The sequence below is a fragment of the Tautonia sp. JC769 genome (genome assembly GCF_040717455.1).
Lineage (GTDB): Bacteria > Planctomycetota > Planctomycetia > Isosphaerales > Isosphaeraceae > Tautonia.
Map to the genome: position 1 here is coordinate 24,790 of NZ_JBFEFH010000036.1, position 22,179 is coordinate 46,968.

Consider the following 22,179-nt stretch of genomic DNA (forward strand, 5'->3'; position numbering starts at 1 on the left):
CGGCCGATGATCACGTCCCCTCGTCGCCCGGAGTCGCCCCGCCGTCCTCCGGTGGGGCCTCGGGTTCGGGAGCCGAAGTCGGTTCGTCCTCATCCTCTTCGGTCCGGGCAAGCCGGCCCAGGGCCTGAAGGGCCTCCCGCCTCGATTCCGAGAGAGATTCGTCCTCCAGCCGTTGCTCGATCGATTGGTTCCCCCATTGCCGGGCCACCCGGTCCAGTTCCCGAACCATCCCGGGACCGCGTCGCAGGTGGGTCAGGATGGCGGCGAGCCGCTCGGCGTGCTGGTCCAGCAGTTCCGCAGGCCACTCGAACCAGTCGTAGCGGACCCGATTGATGAACCGATCGGCATACACATCCTCGACCCAGTCGGCATGAGGCTGCTCGGCCAACGCCTCCAGCATGTCGAAGACCTCATCGGTCGTCGGCTCGCCGGGAAATCGGCGAGGGGGAGCGACCCAGCCGGGGGGGAAGTCGCGCCGATCGTGGCTCGACATCAGCGCCAGGGCCGCCGTCGGGCCGCCCTCGTCATAGGCAAGATCGACCCGGTGCGCCCGCAGTTGCCCCGGCTGCGTGATCGGCAGCAAGGCCGCCCACGCGAGCAGCGCCAGCCCGGCAAAGACGATCGCCCCTCGTCCCGCGGCGTGGGGCTCGGGTTCCGCGGGCACCTGCCACTCGGGGATCTCCTCCGAGTTGCTCGCGAACCAGATGACCAGGACGATCCAGACCGGCAGGCTGAGGATTCCCAACGCCCTGACCATCAAGGCCGTCAACGCCACGGCCTCCTGCTCGGGGCTCACCCCTCCCATCATGCCGACGACCGGCAAGGGGATGAACCAGAGCGCCGTCAACGCCGCCGCGTCGGCCACCAGCATCACCAGGGGGAGCGCCACCCGCACCTTCATCCCGAAGATCACCGACACGACCTGGACCATCAAGGCCACCCGCCAGACCGACACCAACGCCAACGTCCAGAGGTTCTTACTCACCGCATCCAGCGGGTCCAGGAATCGCTCGTACGGAACCCCGTACAGCCAGGCCAGCGGCGCGGTCATCCAGTAGAGCGCGAGGAACGCCCCATACGCCCGAGCCATCCCGACCGGTACCATCCCCTTCAGGCGGGCGAAGCCATAGATCGTCAAAAACAACGGGACGCTGATCGCCAGCGAGGCCACGAACGGCCCGAGCAATCGCCAGGGCTCGCCGATCAACCACACCTGGTCATAATTCCTCGCTACCGCCGCCGAGAGGACCAGCAAGGCCCCGACCACCAGCGCCCTCCTGTCCGCAGCAATCGCCAGGATCGCCCGCCGATCGCCCATCAAAAACGCAAAGACCGCCCTGATGCTCATGGTGCCAATCCCGGATGCCTGGCCCAGACCTTTCGCCGGATCGCCCGCCTTTGCTTCGCCGGTCCGGCCGAGAAGGTACGACGGACCAGCCCCCGGAATCCTGACTCAAGGGCCTCCACACTCATCGCATCCGGCCGATACGTCACGTCGAACAGGGTATACGACGACCAGCCGCGATCGGGCAGCAGCCTCCCCTCCTGGCGGAGCCGATCGTACAACGCCGTCCCCGGAAACGGCGTCTGGAGCGTGAGCTGCACGTCGGCCAGCGGGGCCGATTCCAGGAACGCGCCGAGCCGGTCGAGCGACCCTTCCGTCTCCCCCTCGGCCCCGACCACGAAGCAGCCGATGACCGCCACCCCCGCCTCCTGGATCGCCGCGACCGCCTCCATCATCCGGGCCAATGGGGCCGCCTTCGGCCCCATCCCCGCGTGGCGAATCTCCAACGATTCCAGGCCGATCAGCACCTGAACGCACCCCGATGCCGCCAGGCGTCCCAGGATCTCCGGCCGCTCGCCCACCCGCCAATCGACCTCGGTGAAGTACCGCACGCCCGACCCGGCCAGGGCCTCCAGCAACGGCCCTGGCTCCCGACGCCCGGCGAACGTGTTGTCGTCGGCCAGCTCGACCACCGGACGCGGCTCGATCGCCCGGATCGCCGCGAGTTCCTCGGCCACCTTCGCAGCCGGCTTCTCCCGCCAGGGGCCGAGCATCCGGCTCGCCCCGCAGAAATCACAGGCCAACGGACACCCGCGCTGCGTCTGGATCGTGAACCGAGGGCGAGCCCCCTTGCCGAGCAGGTCGAATCTCGGCATCGGCGCCTGCCTCAAATCAAACGGCCGATCCGCCCGGTAGACCGGCTTCAATGTGCGCCGCTCGGCGTCCCGCAAGACCACCGGCCAGGACGACTCCCCATCCCCCACCACCACCGCATCGACGAATCGCCTCGCCTCGTCCGGGCAGGCCGTCGCGTGCAATCCGCCCAGCACCACGGGCACCCCTGCCCGCCGGACCAGGGCACTGAAGCGATACGCCTCCTCCACCGATGCCGTCAACGCCGAGACGGCCACCAGCTCGGGCCGCCCTTCGAGCACCCGCTCGGCCAGGTCCTCCAGCTCCAACGTTCCCGACTCATGCAGGCTCACCGACCACGACGGCGGCACCATCCCCGCCAGGGTCAACACCCCCAGCGCCGGCAACTGGCCGATGGCCCCCGCCCGTCCTTGCAGGCCGGGCATCGCCATCCCCAGGTCCCGCATCTCCTCATCCCGGACGCGAAACCCGGTGAACGGCACGAAGGCGACGTGGGGCACGCTCTTTCCCCCCGGCGAATGCCTCGCACGCCACCGTCACGGGGTCGGCTCGGCGACCGATTCGGCCTCCCGCGCCACCGCGGGTTCCGATCGTCCCCCCACCACCATCACATACCCGATCCACAGGCCCGCCGGGATCAAGGTCACGACCACCAGCAAGGTCGACGAGCTGCCCGCCCACGCCCCGGCCCCGGCCATCAGCATGCCGATCGGCACCGACCCCAGCACCAGGGCCATCAGGAACCGGCCGAAGTGCATCCCGGCGACCCCCGCGAGCAGGGTGAGCACCTCCGGCAGGATCGGCAGGGCCCGCGAGGCGATGATCCCGGCCACCCCCCACGAGTCGAAGAAGCTCCGGAACCGCGCCAGCTCGTCCTCGCTGGCGAGCATCCTGGCCCCCTTGTCGCCGAAGATCCGGGCCGTGCCGTAGGCCGTCAAGCCGGCCAGCACCGAGCCGGTCGAGGCGATCATGCCGCCGAGCAGCGTGCCGTAGAGCGTCCCCAACGTCGCCATGATCGGCGGCGTCGGGATCGGCAAGACCAGGTCGCCCACGATCAGCGACATGCCGATCAGCCAGGCGAACGGCTTGACCGAGATCAGCCACGCCTGGTAGCTCTCCGACTCGAAATAGGCGTCCATCTGCTCGTGCCAGAGGAAGTACGGCGTCAGCAAGACGGCCACGATCCCCACAATCAGCACGATCAGTTTCCGGCGGAAGTTCATCGCGAGGGTCACTCCGGAGCCAATCCACGGGTGCGGCGACTCGGCGCACCACGGCCAATCGCCGGGCGGCAAGCCCGGCAACCTCCGTCAAGTCTACCATCTTTGTCGAGGCCCGCACCGCCGATTGCCCGACCAGCAATCACCCACGCATTCCAACAACGAGGAGCAGGATTGCGCGCAGGGCCGCGGAGAAGCGAGGCGAGCAACGTCTCTTCCCCTCTCACTCCCCTCTTCTTCTCCGCGCCTCCGCGTCTCTGCGCGAGGTCCCCTCCCTCCCCGAAGGCTCAGCGGTCCTCGTCCGAGGTCGCCGGGATCTCCTCCGCCGCGAGCGGTCGCACGACGATGTCCTTCACCGCCCCCCCGGTCTGCCAGGTGGCGAAGCCGAGCGGGTGGTTCACCCGGGTCTCGAGCCGGGTGTCGAGGTGGTGGTCGCCGGGGTCCTCGAAGGTGATCAGCTTCTCGTCGTCGATCCAGCATTCAATGGCGGCGTCGGTCACCCGGATGCGGAAGGAGTACCACGTGTCGTCGGCATACTTCTGATAGGTGCCGGTCAGGTTCTCCGAGGCATCGGCCCCGTCGATGCTCGACAGGCCGGTCACGCTCCCCCCCCAGCCGCCGTTGACGAGCGTCAGGAAGTTCTCGCCCACCGGGAAGGTCGCGGCGGCGAAGAAGTCGCGGCCGGACAACCGCTTGGCCCGGTACGAGAACTCGTAGTTGGTCGTCGGCAGGTCCTCCCGGGTGGTGGTGATCCCCGTCATCCCCCCCGACACCTCGCTGGCGGCCAGGATGATCGCGCCGTCCTTCACCGACACCTCGCCCGGCTTGTAGAAATCGGCCGCCTTCCAGCCGTCGAGGGTTTCGCCGTCGAAGAGGACGATCGGGGCCGGGGCCTCGTCGGCATCGGCCCAGGCCGCGGCGGGGAGGGCGAGCATCGCCCCCATCAACAGCAACACGGGAGCGGGACGGGGCGTCGCGATCATTGGGAGCTTCCCCTTCGACATGGTTAGGGTTCGAGCCTGGAATTCCCAACGTGAACGACCATCCGGCAGCGGTTCGGAATCCCCGGCCTGCTGAGACGAACTCCCTGATAGGATGGCGGACACCGCCTTCCCGACGCAACGCCCCAGCGTGCCACCCTTCCCGTAGGATGCCGTCGAGTCCTCGACGGCCCCCTACTTCACCCGAGAGATTTCGAGCCCATGACACAACGCTACGAGAAGCCCCCGAAGCCCCCCGAATGGAAGAAGCGCAACGCGTTCGGCCTGCCCCCGGGCAGCGTCCGGGCCTTGCTCGCCCTGGCGATCGCGGCGACCGTCAGCGGGTCGCTCGCCCTGCACCCCGATCGCGAGGTGCCGGCCTACCTCCGCGACCTGATGTTCATCATCCTCGGCCACTACTTCGCCTCCCGAAGCCGCCCCCGCTCCGAGGCCCCCACCGAGGCCGACGCCGCCGTCCCGCCGCCGCTCTATCTGCCGAAGGGGACCGTCCGCCTGCTCCTCGTCGGTGCCTTCGTGGGCGTGGCCGTCTTCCTCTACGGCGAGAACCGGCTCGGCCCGATCGACACCAGCCCGGCCGCCGTCACCCTCCTGCTCATCGGCGGCTTCCTGCTCGGCGCCCTGTTCAAGGCCCTGATGCCCGCCGACGCCTTCTCCCGGAACCCCGACGCCATGCGGTTGGTCGAGGATTTGAAGGCATTTATCGCGCTCGGCGCCGCCGTCGTCCTGGTCGCCTTGACCTGGGACCAGGCCTCCCCCTTCCTGCCCGACGACCTCCGCGTCGTCATCCCCCGGCTCGGCTCGAACGGCCCGGAACACCTGGCCGCCGCCTGGATCGGCTTCTACTTCGGCTCGCGCTGAACCGAAAGGGACGCAACCCGATCCCGCGTCATCAAATCACCACTTCCATCTATCGCATCCCCCCTCGTGTTTGATATTCTTCGAACAATCCGCCAGCACCGTGCCGCCTCCTCGGCCGGCCCGGGGACGCTTTGCTTCGCTCCTGTCCTGTCCCAATACGAGCCCGGAGGCGATCGGCGATGTTGACGCTCGGAGGCCCTTCGTATCGCTACTGCGACGGCCGGTCGCGACGATCGTTCCTGAAGCTCGGCGCCTTGGCGATGGGGGGCCTTGGCCTCCCCGGCCTCCTGCGTGCCGAACAGGCGGCGGGGATCGGCCGGTCGCACAAGGCGGTCATCATGGTCTACCTCTCCGGCGGCATCTCCCACCAGGACACGTTCGACCTGAAGCCCGAGGCCCCCGCCGAGATCCGGGGCGAGTTCAACCCGATCGACACCGCCCTGCCCGGCGTCCGGTTCGGCGAGCTGCTGCCGATGCTCTCCCGGTCGGCCGACAAGCTCGCCGTCATCCGATCCATCGTCGGCCTCCGCGACGAGCACACGAGCTGGCAGAACCTCACCGGCTACCCCATGACCCAGGCCCAGCGCGAGGGCAAGCCGCACTTCGGCTCGGTCGTCTCCCGCGTCCAGGGCGTGGTCGATCCCGTCGTGCCGCCGTTCGTCGACCTGTTCCCGACCATGCAGCACCGCCCGTATAACAGCGGGGGCCCCGGCCACCTCGGCCTGAGCTACGCCGGTGCCCGCCTCGGCGACGGCGACCAGGAACTGATGACCCAGACCACCGTCGAGCCCGCCCGCTTCGACCGCCGCCGCGCCCTGCTCGACCGCTTCGACGACTGGCGACGCGACGTCGACAGCCAGCCCGTCGCCGGCCTCGACGCCTTCTACCAGCGCGCCTTCAACGTCCTGACCTCCGACACCGTCGCCCGAGCCCTCGACGTGACGAAGGAAGACCCGAAGGTCCGCGACCGCTACGGCATCGGCTCGTCGAAGCACCTCGGCGACGGCGCCCCGATGTGGAACGACCAGCTCCTGATGGCCCGCCGCCTGGTCGAGGCCGGTGCCCGGGTCGTCACCGTCGCCTACGGCTTCTGGGACACCCACGGCAACAACTTCAACCACCTCCGCAACCACCTCCCCCTGTTCGACCAGGGCATCTCCGCCCTCGTCGACGACATCCACGCCCGGGGGCTCGACCAGGACGTCACCGTCGTCGTCTGGGGCGAGTTCGGCCGCACCCCGAAGGTCAACAAGGACGCCGGCCGCGACCACTGGGCCCCCGTCTCCAACGCCCTCATCGCCGGCGGCGGCCTGAACGTCGGCCAGGTCATCGGCTCGACCGACAAGCACGCCGCCTACGCCGTCGCCTCGCCCATCCACTATCAAGACGTCCTCGCCACCGTCTACCACGCGATGGGCATCGACCCCCACGCCTTCGTCGACGACCTCGCCGGCCGACCCATCCCCATCCTCCCCAGCACCGCCCGGCCGATCCGCGCCTTGATCTGAGCCCGAAGGGGTGGCTGAGGTCGAGCGCAGCGAGCCCCCCCGATCACGCCAGATTCTGCGTCGCCCGGAGCCGGAAATAGTCCTGTAGGGTCCGCTGTGCGGACCGTTCCTGATCGCATCGAACCAATCGGTCCGCACAGCGGACCCTACAGGGTTCGAAAACGCTCGCCATCCCCCCGATCACGCCAGATTCTGCGTCGCCCGGAGCCGGAAATAGAGCGGGGCCAGCACCGGCGCCACCCGGGCGCCGGTCGATCCGAAGGCGATCTCCTGCTGCACCCCGTCCGTCGAGCGTCGGATCGTCCAGCGCCCCGACGCGGGGTGGAAGACGGCCGGATCGGGCCGGCCGTCGCCGTCGTAGTCGCCCACGGCGGCGATCACCCCGGCCACCCCGAACGTCATCGGATAGCCGCCGCCGAAGCTCGGGAACGGCTCGGCCGAGGGCAGGATGAACCACTGGGCCAATCCCGGCGCCAGGTCGCTGACCGACCGGAACGCGGCGATGTCGGCCCGGCCGTCGCCGTTGTAGTCGGCCACCACCGGCTGATCCGCGTTCCCCGAGGCCCCGAACGTCACCGGATACGCCCCCCGACGTTCCCGGAATTGCAGGTCGTTCGCCGACGAGGGCAGGATGAACCACTGCGCCGCGCCCGGGGCCAGGTCGCTGACCGGACGGAAGGTGGCGATCTCGGCCCGGCCGTCGCCGTCGAAGTCGAACGGGGCCGGCAGGTCCGAGCCCCCCGCCGCGCCGAAGGCCACCCGGAACGCCCCCCCCGCCCCCGAGGGCAGGATGAACCACTCGGCCGCACCCGGGGTCAGGTCGCTGCTGGCCCGGAAGGTGGCGATGTCCGTCGTCCCGTCGCCGTCGAAGTCGGCCGGGGCCGGCCGGTCGAGCACCCCCGCGGCCCCGAACGGGATCTCCTGGCGCAGGCCCGATCGCGACGACACGACGATCCAGACCGTCGCGTTCGGCACCGATCCGCCGCCCACCACCGCCATCGGGTCGACCACCGCCAGGTCGGTCTTGCCGTCGCCATCGAAATCGCCGACGACCGGGATCACGTGCGGCGACACATCGGCGATGCTCCGCTGCTCCGTCACCGGGTTCCCCCCGTTCGAGAGCCGGAGCTCGAAGACCAATGCACGAAGGCTCGCGTTGTAGCGCGTCAACGCCAGGTCGGCCATGCCGTCGCCGTCGTAATCGGCCGGCTCGTGCGTCGTCGGCCCGGTGGGTTCGGTGGGCGGCGGCGCCGTCGGCGGCGGCGGGGTCCCGGGGGGCGGGCTCGTCGCGGTGATCGTCACCGTCGAGGCGGCCAGCAAGCCGGCCTCGTTGGCGATCACATAAATCACCGTCGTCGTCCCCACCGTCGGGGTCAGGGTGATGCCGCAGTCCGTCGTCTGGACCGGAATCCCCTCGGTCGTCATCGCGTCGACCACGAACACCCTGTCCCCTTGCCCCGCTTTCGCCGAGGCCGTCAGCTCGACCGTCACCGGCGATCCCGCCGCCACGCTCACCGTTTCGGGGAACGCCGTCGGCCGCTTCCGGGGGATGGTCGGGGCGATCACCTCGGCGTAATCGAGGAACACCCCGCGCCCCATCACCACGTTCGCCGTCCGGTTCGTCTGGCCCATCGACACGTCACGCACCATCGGCGCGTCGATCCCCGGCCCCGTCACCTCGACCCGATAGCCCGCGTCGGTCGCCAGCGGCAGTTGATACATGCCCCCGCCGTCCGAGGTCGTCTCCACCACCGCCCCGGTGTCGAGCGACATGGCCCGGATCGTCACCGACCGCCCCTCCCCCAGGTCGAGCCACCCGTTCCCGTTCCGGTCGTCGAAGACCACCCCCGTCAACGCCCGGATCGCCACCGACGGGCCCGGAGCGACGCTCGCATACGACGAGAACGAGACATACGACCCGCTCAGCCGGTCCTCCGGCGTTCCTTCCCAGTTCGACCCCACCCCGTAGCGGTCGATCTGCGCCAGCATCGCCGGGTTCCAGCCCGACCAGATCGTGTTCAGGTTGTTGAAGTGCCCCGGGCTGGCCACCCACGGCCCGAGCGCCTCGATCGGCCCCCGCGGCGTCAGGTTCATCGGCCCCGACAGCGGCCCCCCGTAGACATTCTCCGCCATGCCCGTCCCGGCAATCACGTGCCCCTGGTGCCGATCGGTGGGATCGGTCCCCGTGATCGGGTCGATGTGGTGCAGCCCCGGGTGCCCGAGACGCTGCAATTCATCGATCCGGCTCGCCCACTCCACGTTCGCCTCTCGCGCCCCCGCTTCGGGCGTCATCGGAGGCCGGGCCTGCCAGCCCGAGTCCGCGTCTGCGACCCCTCCCAGGGGGATCCAGTGCAACGCGCCGACCTGCCGCCCGTAGTTCAAATGCGCATGAAAGAGCGCGTGCACGCCGTCGAGATCGACGCTCATCAGCGTCCGGGCCTCGAGCGGACTGACCTCCAGCCGGGTTGTCCGAGTTCGCCGCCGGATCGTGCTCATGGGAACCGTGCTCGTGGATGCAAACCGATCCGATCAGAGGGGTCTGCCCATCCCCTGGGGCCGTCCGTCGCATTCCTTCGCCCCGTCCGCGGCGCTCCCGATCCCGGCCGAACCCCCCGCCCCTCGGGCAACGCAATGCCCCGCGACACGCGACGAGTCCGACCCGACCAATCTCTCGCTCCCGATTCGGGAACCCAAGAGGGCCGAAGGCCGAGCAACATGGGGGAGCCGGCACCATCGGCACACTCGCGAGAACCGCTCAAATCCAACCCTAGGTCACGGCGCCCCGTCCGGCCGGTTTCCCGACGCCGTCCCGGCAAAATCGGGGCGCGGTTCCGACCACCCGACGACCTGCCACGCCCACCTCCCCGCGTCGCAAACGGTCCACGCCTCCCGATCGAGGTTTGTCAGCGACCGCCCGATCCCACTACAATGGAAGACGGCGTGCCCCGGCCCCGGGTGCCCCTGTCGCAGGCTCGCCCTTGGGGTCACGCACTCACCCCTCCGGAAGGACTTCCCGGCGATCGGCCCCGCACGGTACGCCGCTTCGTACCCGGGCCGATCGCGCGGCCATCCCCCGCCCGGACCCCGATTGCTTCGGTCTCGCCGCCCACCCTCCATCCGCCCTCCCCCCCCTCGCCGGTTTCCCACAAGACGATCGCAAGACCTTGCGGAATCGGCAAGTTTCCCAGGAGTCGATGCGCATGATGACCCGAATCGTTCCGGCCGCGCTGCTTGCGGTCCTCCTCGCCTCCCCGGTCGGTGCCCAGGACGACCCTCGGCTTGCCGTCGTCCTCGGCGATCCGTCCCTGACGGCGGGGATCCCGGGCGAAGGCCCCCTGACGACCGATCAGATCCAGGCCTGGCTGGCCGACGAGGACAATCACAAGGTCCTCGACGTCACATTGCCGCTCGGCCTCTCGGCCGGGGCCGCCCAGATGATCGGCCTGACCGAGAACCCGATGACCCGCGCCAAGGTCGAGCTGGGCCGCCAGCTCTACTTCGACACCCGCCTCTCGGCCGACCGCACGATCAGTTGCGCCACCTGCCACGCCCCCGGCACCGGCTACGCCTCGCCGACGCAGTTCGGCATCGGCATCCTCGACCAGCAGGGCAACCGCAACTCGCCGACGGCCTACAACCGCATCCTCTCCGGCCCTCAGTTCTGGGACGGCCGGGCCGCCTCGCTCGAAGAGCAGGCGATCGGCCCCATCGCCAACCCGATCGAGATGGGCAACACGCACGACGTCGCCGTCGACACCATCCGCCGCATCCCCGGCTACGTCCTCCAGTTCGAGGAGATCTTCCCCGACGACGGCATCACGATCGAGACCATCGGCAAGGCCATCGCCACCTTCGAGCGCGCCATCGTCACCGGCCCGTCCCCGTTCGACTACGCCGAGGAACTGGCCAAGTTCGCCCAGCTCGACCCCTCGGAACTCGAAGACATCGAGGAATTCGAGCCCGAGCTCTACACGCAGTACCTCGCCGTGAAGGCCGACGCCGAGAAGAACCCGATGTCCGAGGAGGCCCGCCGCGGCCGCGAGCTGTTCTTCAGCCAGCGCGTCAACTGCTCGGCCTGCCACGTCGGCCCGAACCTCGCCGACGAGCTCTACCACAACCTCGGCGTCGGCATGGATTCGGACGACCCCGACGTCGGCCGCTTCGCCGTCACCGGCGACCCGAAGGACTGGGGGGCGTTCAAGACCCCCACCATCCGCAACGTCGCCCAGACCGCCCCTTACATGCACGACGGCAGCCAGCAGACCCTCCTCGAGGTCGTCGAGCACTACGCCAAGGGGGGCATCCCTAACAAGAACCTCAGCGACAAGATCAAGCCGATCGACCTGACCGAGCAGGAGAAGCTCGACCTCGTCGCCTTCATGGAAGCCTGCACCGGCCCCCTGCCCCCGGTCGAGACCGAGCGGCTCCCCGAGTAAACCCCGACCATGCCCATGCTCATCTCCGCATGATCATCTTGCTTCCCCGGGAACCGCCGCCGCCGGCGGTTCCCGGGCACGGGCCGGCAATCCCTCGAAGTTCCTGATGCTCGCCCAGCCTCCGCGCCGGCTCTCGATCCCCTTCCCTCCCCCCCCAAGACCACTCCAGGGGCCGGCCCCCTCCGGAAAAGTTCAGACAGAATCGGCGCCGATGGGATGGCTCGACTTGGCAGGTCCGCCACGCGCTGTTAAGCTGCCGGGCTCGGAGGGACGATCGGGCGAGGGCGGTCGGACGTCATGCCGGGCGGGAACCCCCGGTGCGTTCAGGCATTGGACGCCCCGGGGCCGCGTCCCTCGTCCCGGTGGTCGACACGTCGGACGGCCGACCCGTCGATCCGTGGTTTTGGGAGTCGGGGATCGTCGTAACGCACCGAGGCGGGGGCCAGTCGTGACGTTGCCGAGCACACTGAACAAGACGACGTCGCACCTGCTGGAAATGGCCTGCGAGGCCGTCGATCAGCTCGGGGCCGCCGGCTTGCTCGTGCTGCCCGAGGGCAACCTCGACTGGAAAGCCGTCCGGGAGGTCTGCCAGTCCACCCGGGTCCTCGTCGCCGTCCTCGAGAAGCACGTCGAGACCGTGGCCGAGGCCGGCCTGGTCCCCGTCGAGGTCGAGCCGGTCGACGCCGGGATCGTCGAGCGCATCACCCTGGCCCTCATCGAGTCGGTCGCCAACGACCTGCTCCGCTCCGGCGCCCGCGTCGTCGTCGTCTACGCCGCCTTCGACTCCGACCTCGATTCGATCAGCACCATCCGCCTCGGCGAGCGCCTCGAACGCCTCAGCGCCCGAGACCTCCGCGCCCTCGAGACCAGCGTCCCGTTCGAGACGCTCAAGGCCATCGTCGACATCGCCGTGGCCGTCGGCCGCGAGGGCCGCGAGGGCAAGCCCGTCGGCACCCTGATCGTCGTCGGCGACACCCGAGAGGTCATGGCCCGCGCCCGCACCCTCGGCTTCGACCCCGTCAAGGGCTACCGCCGCAAGGAGCGCAACATCCGCGACGCCCGCGTCCGCGAGGCCATCAAGGAGATCGCCCAGCTCGACGGCGCCATCGTCGTCTCCCGGGACGGCACGGTCGAGGCCGCCTGCCAGATGATCGACGCCCCGACCACCGGCCTCGCCCTCCCGAAAGGGCTCGGCACCCGCCACTGGACCGGCGCCGCCATCACCAAGGTCACCACCGCCGTCGCCGTCGCCGTCAGCGAGTCGACCGGCACCGTCCGCATCTTCCAGAACGGCGAGATCGTCCTCCGCATCGCCCCCATCGGCCGCGCCCGCGCCCTCAAGTGGACCGACCCCGAGATCGAGCCTCCCCCCCCCCGCGCCGAAAAAGGCAATTAGCCCCCGCCATCCCCCCTCCCCCCTTGCTTCCTCCCCCTTTTTTTGGAATCGTTGCGGCCCCCGCCTCCCTCTTCCCGTAAGTCCTGGCCACATCCGCCTCCCTCTCCCTCTCCCCGCCCGCGGGGAGAGGGCCGGGGTGAGGGGTCCCCGGCCGGATCGCAAGGCGTGGCGAGCTGGCCAACTGCCCCCTCACCCGGCCTTCGGCCACCCTCTCCCCCAGAGGGGGCGAGGGTTGAGATGGCTCGCTCGCCAGGAAACGCCGATCCGCTCCCGTCCCCCTCTCCCCGCCCGCGGGGAGAGGGCCGGGGTGAGGGGTCCCTGCCCAGAACACCACGCCTTGCGCTCCGACCACCACCTCCCTCACCCGCGACCGCAACACACGCAAAAGCACGCTCACGTCCCCCAAAACGCCGAGCCAACCGCGTGGCCCCCCTTCCCTTGCCTCGATACACTGGGAGCACCCGGAGAACCCTGCGCCCGAGCGGTCCCAAACGTGCCGAACCGAGCCGCCCCTCCTCGGCCCAAAAGGGAACCCGACCCATGACCCTGGCCCCCCCCGCCCCCCCCCCGAAGCGCCCTCGATCGCCCCGCCTGCCCTTGCCGATCCGCAAGGCGCTCCGCGGCGTCGATCGCCGGTTGCGATGGGCGAGGGCCATGACCGGCCTCGGCCGCCTGCTCGGCCTCCTCGCGGCGATCGTCGCCGGGGCCATGATCGTCGATGGCCTCCGGCCCCTGACCGACCCCGCGCGATGGGCCGTCTGGCTCTCGGCGGTGGGCCTGGCATCGGTCGGGCTCAGCCTGATTCTCCTCCGGGCGATCCTCCGACGCCCCGCCCGACACGCCCTGGCCGCCGTCGCCGAGCGGGCCCGCCCCGAGGCCGGCGAACGCCTCTCGGCGGCCGTCGCCCTGATCGAGGACGGCGAACTTGCCCACGGCTCTCCGACCTTGATCGCCGCCCTCGTCGACCGGGCCGCCGACGACGCCAAATCCATCGCCCCCCGCCTCGCCGTCCCGCTCCGCCGCCCTCGGCGACACCTCGCCCTGGGCCTGGCGGCGGTCGCCCTGGTCGCCCTGCCCGGCGTCCTGGCCCCCGACCCCTTCGCCCTGCTCGCCCGCCGCGTCCTGATGCCCTGGACCGACCCCGGCACGGCCGGACAGCTCGCCATTCTCGTCGAGCCGGGAGACGCCCTGCTCGCCCGGGGCGAGCCGCTCACCATCTCCGCCGTCGTCCGCCCCCGATTCGGCCCATCCGTCCCCGACTCCGCCCGGATCGCCTGGACCGACGCCTCCGGCTCCTCCCATTCCCTGACCATGGGCCCCGGCTCCCCCTCAAGCGACGCCAACGACCAGACCTTCGCCCTCACCCTCCCTGCGGTCGAGGGTGCCATCACCTACCGGATCACCGCCGGACCCGCCCGGACCCGCGCCTTCCGCGTCTCGGTCGTCGACCCTCCCCGAGTCGCCTCGCAACGCTGGACGATCACCCCTCCCGCCTACACCGGCCTGCCCCCCTCGACGATCGACGACCCCTCCTCATCCGTCGTCGTCGCCCGGCAAGACAGCCTCGTCGCGATCACCGTAACCACCGACCTCCCGAGCCACCGCGTCACCCTCGACTGGCCCGAAGAAGGGGCAGACGGCCCCCCCGACCCGATCGAGCTGACCCCCGCGCGTGACGCCGACGGCACCAACCGCACCCGCTGGACGGCCGAGGTCGTCGCCTCCGCGTCCGGCCCCTTCGCGATCACCGCCGAGGATGCCCGGGGGCTGGCCGACCGCTCCGCCCCCCCCGGCCTCCTGGACGTCCAGCCCGACGCCCCCCCCGCCGTCGCCCTCGGCGACGGGGCCGAGGCCCTCGGGCCCGGCGATCGCCTGGTCGTCCCCGTCGCCGCCCGGGACGACCTGGCCGTCGCCGCCGCCGAGCTTCATGTCACGATCCATCGCCCCGATTCCCCGCACGACGAGCCGGAACAGGAGGTCATCCCCCTCTCGCTCGACGGCCTCGGCTCCCCTGCGGCCCGGGGCCTGGCCGAGTGGGATCTCACCCCCCTGGCCCTCACCGGCGGCGACTCCGTGTCCATCCGGGTCCGGGTCGTCGACTCCCTGCCCCCCCCTCGCGGGCCGAACGAGGCATGGTCGGACCCCCGGCCCGTCGCCATCGTCGCCGACATCGAACGCCACAACGCCGACCGGCGCGACGAGGCGCTCCGCCCGATCCGAGAGGCCCTCGACGCCCTCGCCCGCCAGGCCGCCGAGGATCGCCTCCGCTCCGGGCCGCTCCGCGCCGCCGCCGAGGCCGCCCGGCGCGACCCGAGACGCTGGTCCGACCGCCAGCAAGCCGACCTCGACCGCCTCGCCGAATCGGCCCAGGACCTGGTCGATCGGCTCCGGGACCTCGCCGATTCGCTCCACGACGACGCCATGCTCGAGCCCATCGGCGACGCCATCCGGCAGGCCGCCGCGGCCGAGCCCGACGCCGCCCGCGCCGCCCTCGACGACGCCCAAACCGCCGAGACCGCCGACCGCCCCGACGACCTCCGCCGCGCCGAGCAGGAACTCGCCGCCTCCTCCAACCGGCTCGACTCCCTCTCGGAACGGCTCGACGACCTCGCCCGGGCCGCCGCCGCCCGGCCCCAACTGGCCGACCTCGCCCGCCAGGAATCCGAGCTGGCCGACCGCGCCGACGCCATGTCCGCCCCCCCTTCCGACGCCGAGGACCCCGCGGCAGAACCCTCAATCGACCCCGAGGCCCTCGAACAACTCCGCCAGGCCCAGGAGCAATTGACCCAGGCCCTGGCCGACCTGATCGAACGCACCCCCGAACTCGACGAGTCCGCCCAGGCCGCCCGGGCCGAGGCCGACGCCGCGCAACGCGACCTGCAACAGGCCGGCGGCGACCCCTCCCGATCCTCCGACGCCTCCCGATCAGCCGCCGAGGCCATGCGACGCGCCGCCGAACAGCTCCGCCAGGCCTCCGGCCCCGCCGACCCGAACGCCCAGGCCGAGCAGCTCGCCCGGATGCTCGCCCAGGCCCCCGGCGCCGCGCCCCCCTCGTCGCCGACCGATCAGGAGCCGTCCGCCCCTCCCTCCGGATCGGCCGCCGCCGGCGTGGCCGACCCCGACGCCGACCTCGACCTCCGCTCCGATCGCCTCTGGGGCTCCTTGCCCGGCCATCTCCGCACCGAGATGCTCCGCTCCTCGACCGACCGCTACCACCCCGACTACGCCACCCTCATCCGCCTCTACTTCCGGGAAATCGCCCGAGCCTCCTCGCCCCCCGCCGCCGAACCCCGCCCGGCGCCCCCGCCCGCACCTTGATCCCGACATGGAACATCGGGGGACGGAATCCCCTTGCCTGGAGGAGGGGGCTCCGTCCACCGATCCGGACCCGCTCCGCCCCCCGACCGGGCTCCCCCCCCTTGTGGCGTCCGCCCCGATCGTCAGTCTGTCAGGCTCGACGCCAGCTCCGATCCCGATTCCCGAGGGCCGGCCGTCGGGGCGGGGCTGCGCGGCAGGGCTTCCCGCAGCGTGACGGTGCGGTCATCGCTGATCGAGGCGAGCGTCCGGCCGTCGGGGCTGAAGGCGACCCGGCGGACCCGGTCGGAGTGGTCCTTCAAGGTCAGCACTTCGAGGCCGCTGGTCATGTCCCACAGGCGGATCGTCCGATCGGACCCGGCCGACGCCAGCCGACGGCCGCCGGGGCTGAACGCCAGGTCCTGAATCGACCCCGAGTGCCCGGCCATCGCGTCGAGCAGGCTCCCGTCCTCCACGCTCCAGAAACAGATCATCGCATCGGCGCCGGCCGAGGCCAGTCGGCGGCCGTCGGGATGGAACACCAGGCTGTAAACCGCCCCGGAATGCCGCTCGAGCGAATGCAACTCCGCCCCGGTCGCGGCCTCCAGCACCTTCACCACGCCGTTCACCCCCGCCGCGGCGATCAGCCGGCCGTTCGGGCTGACCCCCACCCGGTGAATGCCACCGAGGAGCCCTTCGTACGTGTACACGTTTTCGAAGGTCGTGGCGTCCCAGACCCGCAGGCGCCCGTCGTCGGAGACCGAGACGACCCGCCGCCCATCCGGCGTGAAGGCGAGGTCCTTGATCGTGTCCCCGTGCGCCGAGGGGATCACCCCCTCGATGAGGCCCGGGGACGCCCCGTAGAAATTGATCTGGCGGTCGGGGCCGCTCATCGCGAGCCGACGCCCGTCGGGGCTGAAGGCGATCGCGTCGATCCGCCGGTCGGGGCGCGGGTCGTCGCGATCGAGCACGGAGAAGAAGATCACGACCTCGCCGTCCTCGACCCTCCACCCCTTCAGGAACCCGCTGCCGAACGACGCCGCGACCCGCCTCCCGTCGGGCGTGAAGGACAGGTCGATGGGCACGTCCAGGCCGCCCAGGGCCTCGACATTCCGCAGGCTGCGGGGCTGCTCCGACTCGTCCAGCTCCCAGAGCCGCACCGTCCGGTCGAAGCTCGACGAGGCCAGCAGCCGGCCGTCGGGGCTGAAGTCGAGGCTGGCCACGGTATCGGTGTGCCCCTGGAACACCCGGGCCTCCTCCCCCGAATCGAGGTCCCAGACCGTCACCGCCTTGTCCAGGCCGGCCGAGGCCAGCCGGCTCCCGTCCGGGCTGAACGCCACGGCGATCTGCCAGGGGCCGGCCTCCCGGATCAACGCGGACTCGCGCCCCGCCTCCAGGTCCCAGAGCCGGACCGAGCCGTCTCGCCCCGCCGAGGCGATCGTCCGGCCGTCGGGGCTGACCGCCACCCCGAACACCTGCCCCGCGTGGCCGACCAGCCTGGCCCTCGACCGCAGCGGCTCGGTGTCCCAGAGCTGGACCACGCCGTCCTTCCCGCTGGTCACGAGCGTCCGGCCGTCGGGGCTGAACGCCAGGCTCATCACCGAACTCCGATGGGCGCCGTCGATCGAGGCCGCAAGCCTCCCCGTCTCCAGCTCCCAGAGCATCAGGCGGTGCGCCGAGGTCGCCCCGACCAGCCAACGGCCATCGGGGCTGACCTCCAGGTCCAGGACCGAGCCCTCGACCCCCTCGAACACGGCCAGCCGACGGCCGCTCGCCACGTCGTAACTCGCCGGCTGAAGCGTCTCCGCGTCCTGCGCCACCACGACCCGGCCGTCGGGGCGGAACGCCAGGCCGAAGACCCCGATCTGATTCGGGCCGACGATGTCCGGGTGGTCCGACCCCGACAGCGTCCGCCGCACCGCCCCGGTCATCGGGTCCCGAAGCAGCGCCAGGCCCCCCCACTGGATCGACGCGAGCGTCCGGCCGTCGGGGCTGAAGGCGACCTCGTTGACCTCCCGGGAGTGGTCGTCGAACCGCCGCCGATCGGGGCCGGCCAGCCGCCTCAGGTAGTCCCACTCCCAGCCGATCAGGTCCCGGTCCTCCTCCCCCGGCTCGGCCCGGTCGAGCAGGACGTGGAACTGCCCCATGTCGTTCGCGTTCCAGGCCGAGAGCGCCGCGTTGACCCGGGACGCATACAGGTTCCGCCGCAGCCGATCCTGGGTCGCCGACAATTCCCGGTTCGCCTGATCGGCCTCCAGCCGGGCGCGCAGCTCCCTCGTCGCCGCCTCGTTGGCGGCCTCGGCCGAGGCCAGCGCCTCGCGGGCCGAGCGTTCCAGCCGCACCGCCAGCATCGAGGACCCCACGGCGATCGTCAGCATCAGCCCGAAGAGCGCCCCGGTCATGGCCGCCAGCTCCGGCTTGCGGCGGCACCAGCGCGCCAGCCGCTCGGGCACGCCGATCGGACGCGCCGCGATCGGCCTGTCTTCCAGGAATCGCCCCAGGTCCTCGGCCAGGGCCGAGGCCGTCTGATACCGGGCGTCGGCGTCCTTGTCCGTCGCCTTCAGGATGATCGTCTCCAGGTCCTTCGGGATGCTCGGGTCGAGCTGCCGGAGCGGCTTCGGCTCCTCGGTCCGGATCTGCTCGACCAGTTGCAGCCGGTCGGCCGCGGCGAAGGCCGGGCGCAGGGCCAGCATCTCGTACAAGGTCAGGCCCAGCGCGTACAGGTCGGCCCTCGCGTCGGCCCGGCTCCGGAAGCACTCGGGGGCCAGGTAGCGCAGCGTGCCCAGCAGGTCCCCCGTCCGGGTCAGCGGCCGGTCCTGCTCCACCTGCGCCAGCCCGAAGTCGGTGACCCAGATCACCCCGTCGTCGTCGAGCAGCAGGTTGCTCGGCTTGATGTCCCGGTGGACGATCCCCCGGCCGTGCGCATAGGCCAGCGCCTGCGCCACCTGCCGGCCGACCCGCGCCACGCTCCGGAAATAGGGCAGCCGCCCGCTCGACCGCCACGACGACGAGGCGACCCGGTCGGCCCTCGCCCCCGGGCCCGTCGCATCGCCCAGCCGTCGCAGATCCGCCCCCTCGTCGGCCGGCTCGATCAGCGTGGCGTCGGTGCTCGGGATCGCGATCAGGCTCGTCCCCGAGTCGAGCGCCCCGAGCGCGAACCGCCCCGTCCAGAGCGACCGGGCCGCCAGGCTCAGGCTGCTCTCGTCCCGATCCGAGGTCAGCGCCTCCGCCTTCAGGGCCCTCACCTCGGCCGGCGACAGGGTCTCGGCCGCCTGGTGCTCGCGGTGCCTGCGCAGCTCATCGATGACCCGGTCCAGCCCCCGGCCCCGGATGAACTGCATGGCGTAGTAGGCCATCTCGCCTTCCTGGCCGACCTCGAACACCGGCACGATGTTCGTGTGGTGCAGGCGGGCCGCCGCCCTCGCCTCGCGCCGGAACCGTTCGAGCATGTCCGCATCGAACACGATGTGGCTCGGCAGGATCTTCAACGCCACCCGCCGGCCGAGCGAGATTTGCTCGGCCTCGTAGACGACCCCCATCCCCCCCCGGCCGACCTCCCTGACCAGGTGGTAATCTCCCACCTGCCAGAACCGCGGCCCTCCCGCCGGCTCCGCCCCGCCGCCCCGCGACGACGAACCCGAACCCGAACCCGACGAGGGCCACGCCGACAACGCCATCGACAGGGGGGACGGCGACGGCCGGCCCTCCGCCCCCTCCCTCGGGAACATGCGCTCCAGATCGAGCATCGTCTGGAGGATCGCGGGCAAGTCGTCGGCCAGTTCCGGATAGGCCAGGATCAGCTCCTCGGGCTCGGGGCGTTCCCCGTTCCGGAAGCGCTCCATGATCTCGTCGGCCAGCAACTCGACCGGGTCGCGATCCGCGAACGACTCGCTCATCGACCTCTCCTGGCCTTCTGGGTCCTTCCGCAAGCCCCTCGCCCCTGGCCGCCGGGCCGCCGGGCCGCCCACACTCGTAAATAAACGGAGAATCGAGACCGGCCGCCCAATCACACCTCAGCCTCCCATCGTAGACCAAGAGCCGCAGCGATCCAAGCCCCCCAGATACGAATGGACGTGCATGAATTCCGGCCCCCGTGACCACCCCCCCTCCCCACCACTCACCCATGCAACCCAGTTATCCCAATTTCTCGTGAACCCGATCGCCTCCCGCCCGACTATCGTCCCGGACGGCTGGCCCGACGCCTTGGCAGGAATCGAGGAGCACGCGACCGGTGGGCCGATCACCCGACGAGGTCCTTGACGACTGGCTCGTGCTGGCCGCCCAGCAGGGCGAGGTCGACGCCTTCGAGGCCCTCGCCCGCCGCTGGCATCGTCGACTGGTCGCCCATGCCTACCGCCGCACGGCGCACGCCGAAGGGGCCACCGAGGCCGCCCAGGACGCCTGGCTGGCGATCATCCGGGGCCTGCCGAGACTCCACGACCCCTCCCGATTCCCGGGCTGGGCCTACCGGATCGTCGACCACAAGGCGGTCGATTGGCTCCGCCGCCGACGCCGCCAGCGGTCGCTCGACGACCGGATCCGGGCCCACCCCGAGGTCATCGACCCCGACCCCCAGGCCCGATCTCCCGGCCCCGAGGAGCCGCCCGACCCCCTGGCCCGGCTCCGCTCCGCCCTGAACGACCTGCCGGGCGATCAGCGCCTGCTGCTCTCCCTCTCCTACACCGAGGGCCGCCCCGTCCGGGAGATCGCCGGGCTGCTCGGCATCCCCGAAGGCACGGTCAAGTCTCGCCTGTTCCACGCCCGCCAACACCTGAAACGCCGGATGGAGCAATCGCCATGAAGACCCAGGACCACGAACTCGATACACTGATCCGAGAGGCCCTCTCCGCCGAGGAACGCGCCGTCTTCGACCGCCTCGGCGAGCCGACGCTCCCGGAGCTGATGACCGAGAGCTTCCGCGGCCGGCTCCGCTGGATCAACGTCTATGCCTCGGTCATGAGCTTCATCTTCTTCGGACTGGCCATCGTCTCGGTGGTCAAGATCTTCCAGACCGACGAGGTCGTCGAGATCCTCCGCTGGGGCCTCGGCTTCGGCCTCGGCGTGGCCGTCTCGCTGGCCCTGAAGGTCTGGTTCTGGCTCGACATGCAACGCTATTCCCTCTCCCGAGAAATGAAGCGCATCGAGCTCGCCGTCGCCCACCTGGCCAGCGAGCTGAAATCCCACCGGGGTTCCTCGTCATGACACGACCGACCGCGGTTGTCCGGCTCGGGCTGATCCTACTGCTCATCGCTCCCTCGGGAACCGCGATCGCCCAGGATCTGCCCGATCCCCCCCGCGCCTCCTTCTCGAACGCCGAGACCGACCTGGCCGCCCGCCGGGCGCTCGACTCCCTGGCCGCCGCCCAGCAGGCCGACGGCTCCTGGGAATCGGGCGGATTCGGCAAGGCCACCTCCGTGACCTCGCTGGCCGTCATGGCCTTCCTCGCCTGCGGCCACGTGCCGGGGGACGACGGCCCGTACCGCGAGGCCATCGAGCGCGGCATCGCCTACGTCCTCGACCACCAGCGGCCCGACGGCATGCTCGTCTCCAACACGAGCCACGGCCCGCTCTACTGCCACGGGATCAGCACATTGATGCTCGCCGAGGTCGTCGGCATGACCCCCGACCCCGATCTGGCCGACCGCGCCCGCGACGCATTGGCGAAGGCCGTCGAGCTGATCGTCCGCGCCCAGCGCGTGCCCAAGTCCCCCGACCACGCCGGCGGCTGGCGCTACCAGCCGGGCAGCTACGACAGCGACCTGAGCGTCTCCGGCTGGCAGGTCGTCGCCCTCCGAGCCGCCCGAGACGCCGGCTGCACCGTCCCCTCCGAGGCCATCGACGACGCCCTCGACTACGTCCGACGCTGCGTCGAGCCCCGCTCCGGCGGCTTCAGCTACCAGGCCGGCCGCGGCGGCCCGAACAACCCCAGGACCGGCACCGGCATCCTCTCGCTCGAGCTCTGCGGCGAGCACGCCTCGCCCGAGGCCCTCGCCGGCGGCGACTACCTCATGACCCACCCCCCCAGCTGGGGCTCCGACTACTTCTTCTACGAGGCCTACTACTGCTCGCAGGCCCTCTTCCAGCTCGGCGACGACTACTTCCTCCCCTACTACCGCCAGCTCGTCCCCATCCTCCTCGACCGCCAGGACCCCGACGGCTCCTGGTTCTCCCCCTCCGGCAACGACCGCACCGGGGGCCGCAACTACTGCACGGCGATGGGCGTGCTCGCCCTCGCCGTCGAATATCGCTACCTCCCCATTTATCAGCGATGAAGGCGCCCCATCCCTCTGAGACGCCCCCCTTCAGGC

14 protein-coding genes are annotated in these 22,179 nt (G+C 71.0%); 8 read left to right on the forward strand and 6 right to left on the reverse strand.

Annotated features, from left to right (window positions below; all coding sequences use genetic code 11):
* Positions 1–10 precede the first annotated feature (10 nt).
* From AB1L88_RS24370 to AB1L88_RS24385, 4 genes are all read right to left on the reverse strand, one after another.
* Positions 11–1,348: a hypothetical protein gene (locus tag AB1L88_RS24370; protein ID WP_367099309.1), complete on the reverse strand. Its 1,338-nt coding sequence runs from the start codon at positions 1,346–1,348 to the stop codon at positions 11–13.
* Positions 1,345–2,658, reverse strand: a complete 1,314-nt coding sequence (locus AB1L88_RS24375) for a radical SAM protein (RefSeq protein ID WP_367099310.1) — start codon at positions 2,656–2,658, stop codon at positions 1,345–1,347. Before AB1L88_RS24375 ends, AB1L88_RS24370 begins: the two co-directional genes overlap by 4 nt.
* Positions 2,659–2,694: 36 nt before the next feature.
* Complete coding sequence (locus AB1L88_RS24380; protein ID WP_367099311.1) at positions 2,695–3,393, reverse strand: VTT domain-containing protein; 699 nt, start codon at positions 3,391–3,393, stop codon at positions 2,695–2,697.
* A gap of 272 nt (positions 3,394–3,665) precedes the next feature.
* The gene (locus tag AB1L88_RS24385) at positions 3,666–4,361 is read right to left on the reverse strand and encodes a DUF1080 domain-containing protein (RefSeq protein WP_367099312.1); all 696 of its coding nucleotides are present in this window, start codon (positions 4,359–4,361) and stop codon (positions 3,666–3,668) included.
* 219 nt (positions 4,362–4,580) lie between these two features.
* Between AB1L88_RS24385 and AB1L88_RS24390 the strand changes: the two genes are divergently transcribed.
* Positions 4,581–5,237 carry a hypothetical protein gene (locus tag AB1L88_RS24390; RefSeq protein ID WP_367099313.1) on the forward strand — a complete coding sequence of 219 codons (657 nt, stop codon included), beginning with the start codon at positions 4,581–4,583 and terminating at the stop codon, positions 5,235–5,237.
* A gap of 179 nt (positions 5,238–5,416) precedes the next feature.
* Positions 5,417–6,745 carry a DUF1501 domain-containing protein gene (locus AB1L88_RS24395; protein ID WP_367099314.1) on the forward strand — a complete coding sequence of 443 codons (1,329 nt, stop codon included), beginning with the start codon at positions 5,417–5,419 and terminating at the stop codon, positions 6,743–6,745.
* A 180-nt stretch (positions 6,746–6,925) separates the two neighbouring features.
* Here the strand turns inward: AB1L88_RS24395 and AB1L88_RS24400 are convergent, their stop codons facing one another.
* Complete coding sequence (locus tag AB1L88_RS24400) at positions 6,926–9,241, reverse strand: FG-GAP-like repeat-containing protein (protein ID WP_367099315.1); 2,316 nt, start codon at positions 9,239–9,241, stop codon at positions 6,926–6,928.
* Positions 9,242–9,948: 707 nt separating this feature from the next.
* Between AB1L88_RS24400 and AB1L88_RS24405 the strand changes: the two genes are divergently transcribed.
* The 3 genes from AB1L88_RS24405 to AB1L88_RS24415 all read left to right on the forward strand — a co-directional run bounded on the left by AB1L88_RS24405 (position 9,949) and on the right by AB1L88_RS24415 (position 15,895).
* Entirely contained in the window at positions 9,949–11,181 is a 1,233-nt protein-coding gene (locus AB1L88_RS24405) for a cytochrome c peroxidase (protein WP_367099329.1), read from the forward strand.
* A gap of 448 nt (positions 11,182–11,629) precedes the next feature.
* Positions 11,630–12,577, forward strand: a complete 948-nt coding sequence (locus AB1L88_RS24410; RefSeq protein ID WP_367099316.1) for a diadenylate cyclase — start codon at positions 11,630–11,632, stop codon at positions 12,575–12,577.
* Between the two features lie 540 nt (positions 12,578–13,117).
* On the forward strand, positions 13,118–15,895 hold the full coding sequence (locus tag AB1L88_RS24415; protein ID WP_367099317.1) for a hypothetical protein: 2,778 nt from the start codon (positions 13,118–13,120) through the stop codon (positions 15,893–15,895).
* Positions 15,896–16,017: 122 nt separating this feature from the next.
* Here the strand turns inward: AB1L88_RS24415 and AB1L88_RS24420 are convergent, their stop codons facing one another.
* Positions 16,018–19,767: a protein kinase gene (locus AB1L88_RS24420; protein WP_367099318.1), complete on the reverse strand. Its 3,750-nt coding sequence runs from the start codon at positions 19,765–19,767 to the stop codon at positions 16,018–16,020.
* Positions 19,768–20,102: 335 nt separating this feature from the next.
* On the opposite strand from AB1L88_RS24420, the gene AB1L88_RS24425 reads away from it, so the two are divergent.
* From AB1L88_RS24425 to AB1L88_RS24435, 3 genes are read left to right on the forward strand one after another with little or no spacing between them, the layout of a single operon-like run.
* Complete coding sequence (locus AB1L88_RS24425; RefSeq protein ID WP_367099319.1) at positions 20,103–20,672, forward strand: RNA polymerase sigma factor; 570 nt, start codon at positions 20,103–20,105, stop codon at positions 20,670–20,672.
* Positions 20,669–21,073, forward strand: coding sequence for a DUF6768 family protein (locus AB1L88_RS24430; RefSeq protein ID WP_367099320.1), 405 nt, complete (start codon positions 20,669–20,671; stop codon positions 21,071–21,073). The genes AB1L88_RS24425 and AB1L88_RS24430 overlap by 4 nt, the downstream gene beginning before the upstream one ends.
* On the forward strand, positions 21,070–22,143 hold the full coding sequence (locus AB1L88_RS24435) for a prenyltransferase/squalene oxidase repeat-containing protein (RefSeq protein WP_367099321.1): 1,074 nt from the start codon (positions 21,070–21,072) through the stop codon (positions 22,141–22,143). Before AB1L88_RS24430 ends, AB1L88_RS24435 begins: the two co-directional genes overlap by 4 nt.
* Positions 22,144–22,179 lie beyond the last annotated feature (36 nt).

What these genes read in the sequence shown, in the direction of transcription:
- AB1L88_RS24370 (WP_367099309.1), bottom strand. Translation starts at nt 1,348, where the DNA reads ATGAGCATCAGGGCGGTCTTTGCGTTTTTGATGGGCGATCGGCGGGCG.
- AB1L88_RS24385 (WP_367099312.1), bottom strand. Translation starts at nt 4,361, where the DNA reads ATGATCGCGACGCCCCGTCCCGCTCCCGTGTTGCTGTTGATGGGGGCG.
- AB1L88_RS24390 (WP_367099313.1), top strand. Translation starts at nt 4,581, where the DNA reads ATGACACAACGCTACGAGAAGCCCCCGAAGCCCCCCGAATGGAAGAAG.
- AB1L88_RS24395 (WP_367099314.1), top strand. Translation starts at nt 5,417, where the DNA reads ATGTTGACGCTCGGAGGCCCTTCGTATCGCTACTGCGACGGCCGGTCG.
- AB1L88_RS24400 (WP_367099315.1), bottom strand. Translation starts at nt 9,241, where the DNA reads ATGAGCACGATCCGGCGGCGAACTCGGACAACCCGGCTGGAGGTCAGT.
- AB1L88_RS24405 (WP_367099329.1), top strand. Translation starts at nt 9,949, where the DNA reads ATGACCCGAATCGTTCCGGCCGCGCTGCTTGCGGTCCTCCTCGCCTCC.
- AB1L88_RS24415 (WP_367099317.1), top strand. Translation starts at nt 13,118, where the DNA reads ATGACCCTGGCCCCCCCCGCCCCCCCCCCGAAGCGCCCTCGATCGCCC.
- AB1L88_RS24420 (WP_367099318.1), bottom strand. Translation starts at nt 19,767, where the DNA reads ATGAGCGAGTCGTTCGCGGATCGCGACCCGGTCGAGTTGCTGGCCGAC.
- AB1L88_RS24430 (WP_367099320.1), top strand. Translation starts at nt 20,669, where the DNA reads ATGAAGACCCAGGACCACGAACTCGATACACTGATCCGAGAGGCCCTC.
- AB1L88_RS24435 (WP_367099321.1), top strand. Translation starts at nt 21,070, where the DNA reads ATGACACGACCGACCGCGGTTGTCCGGCTCGGGCTGATCCTACTGCTC.